This window comes from Azohydromonas sediminis (genome assembly GCF_003574675.1).
In the GTDB taxonomy this organism is placed as follows: Bacteria; Pseudomonadota; Gammaproteobacteria; order Burkholderiales; family Burkholderiaceae_C; genus Calidifontimicrobium; species Calidifontimicrobium sediminis.
Window position 1 is genome coordinate 1 of record NZ_QOAZ01000082.1, and the last position, 1,434, is coordinate 1,434.

Genomic DNA, 1,434 nt, shown 5'->3' on the forward strand with positions numbered 1-1,434 from the left:
GCGCCTGTCCAAGCTCAGGCACCTGCCGGCCAGCCCATTCGTGCCGGCGATGCCGAAATGACGGCGTCGCGTTCCACACGAAACGACATGGAGCCCTTCCAGTCCGCACCCTTGACCGCCGATCCGAGCCGCCGGCACAGCGCCGGTGATCCACAGCCCGAAACCCATGACGAATTGCTCCGCAATTCGTCATGGCCGGCTATTGCTTGACAGGTGGGGAAGCCCTTGTAGTTCGAGCTAAGCCGGCACCAACGGCGAGGCGCCAGGGCCCGGACTGGGAAAATGTACCGTGTACCCCAGGCCGGGCCCTGGTGGCTTGCCGTTGGGGCTCGGCTTGAGCGAGGGGTTAGGCGTCACTGGAACGGTACGTTGACACGTCGCGTTGTGCCTGAGGCGCCCGGAAAGTCGTCGAAGATGCCTCGGACAAGCGCCGGCATTACCGTGGGAAGGTCACCGGTGCTGCCAGTGGATCGAATCTCGCCCTCGTAGACTCGTTCCATCTTCTGCGTGGCGCGGTACGTGGGTAGCGAGAACATCAGAACGCGAAGAGCTCTGTCGAACTCCGTCCTGCTGCCTACTCCACTGCCCACGATGCCAGTTGTAGTTTGGCGCGTCGTGGTGGCGTAGATGTTGGATGTATTGCCGTACGTGGAAACGGTTCCAGTCGTCGTTGAGGTTCCAGTTGGCACCTGTCCGAAGATCGGGTAGCTGAAGGCGACCTGGCGCCCTTGACTGATGCTGTACTGGAAGAACACAGCGACATCTGCAGTAGCCATGTCTCCTTCTCGCCAACCTCGAGTTTGAAGAGCTTGGCGGACGAGGTTTGCGTAGCTCTTGAACTCCAGCGAATCGCCTTGTTCGCGGTCAGGAATGATTACGAACGACTGCGGGGAAGCCGGCAACACATGGAATCGACTCACTGCGCCCTGAAGCGGTGGCGTTCCGCATCCGGCAAGCAGACTGATAAGGGCGAGGAGTACGAGTGCGTGACGTGTATTCATGTTCGGTACGCGGAAGGAAGAAAGTGATTTGTGACGCCTAACGAATGAAAGGGACTTCCCCGTCCCGAGGTGCCCGCACGGTGGCGGGATACGGCATCGAAGTGCCACGATGGGAAGTGCGAACTCTCATCAACCCACCATCGAAAAGGGGAAGTCATGGCCATCGTACTCGTCGGCGTCGATCTCGCCAAGAACGTCTTCGCGGTGCATAGCGTCAACGACGCCGGGCGGCCGGGTCCATCGTCGTTTCGTGTGGAACCCAACATTCACAATGACCCTTGGTCGTCGAGCCCGGTGGGTATGTGGACAGGCCGCTTGCCGGCCTGTCCACATGTCCACGGGGCGGGCTTCGCCTGGGGAGTTGATTCGATGAGCGTCGGGGTCGAAGCGCTGTTCACCAGCGCGCTGGGGTTGCAGCCGCCATGGGTGGTCG

The 1,434-nt window shown here is 61.0% G+C and carries 2 protein-coding genes and 1 pseudogene; 2 read left to right on the forward strand and 1 reads right to left on the reverse strand.

Annotated elements, in window-relative coordinates; all coding sequences use genetic code 11:
• On the forward strand, nucleotides 1–210 hold a 210-nt coding region (locus DRV96_RS18485; protein ID WP_210757105.1), incomplete at its 5' end, for a hypothetical protein.
• 143 nt (nucleotides 211–353) lie between these two features.
• On the opposite strand, the gene DRV96_RS17700 is transcribed toward DRV96_RS18485, so the two are convergent.
• Nucleotides 354–1,001, reverse strand: a complete 648-nt coding sequence (locus tag DRV96_RS17700; protein ID WP_119293596.1) for a DUF4136 domain-containing protein — start codon at nucleotides 999–1,001, stop codon at nucleotides 354–356.
• 156 nt (nucleotides 1,002–1,157) lie between these two features.
• Here DRV96_RS17700 and DRV96_RS18265 point away from each other — a divergent pair.
• Nucleotides 1,158–1,434: pseudogene (locus DRV96_RS18265) on the forward strand (hypothetical protein); the annotation flags it as partial.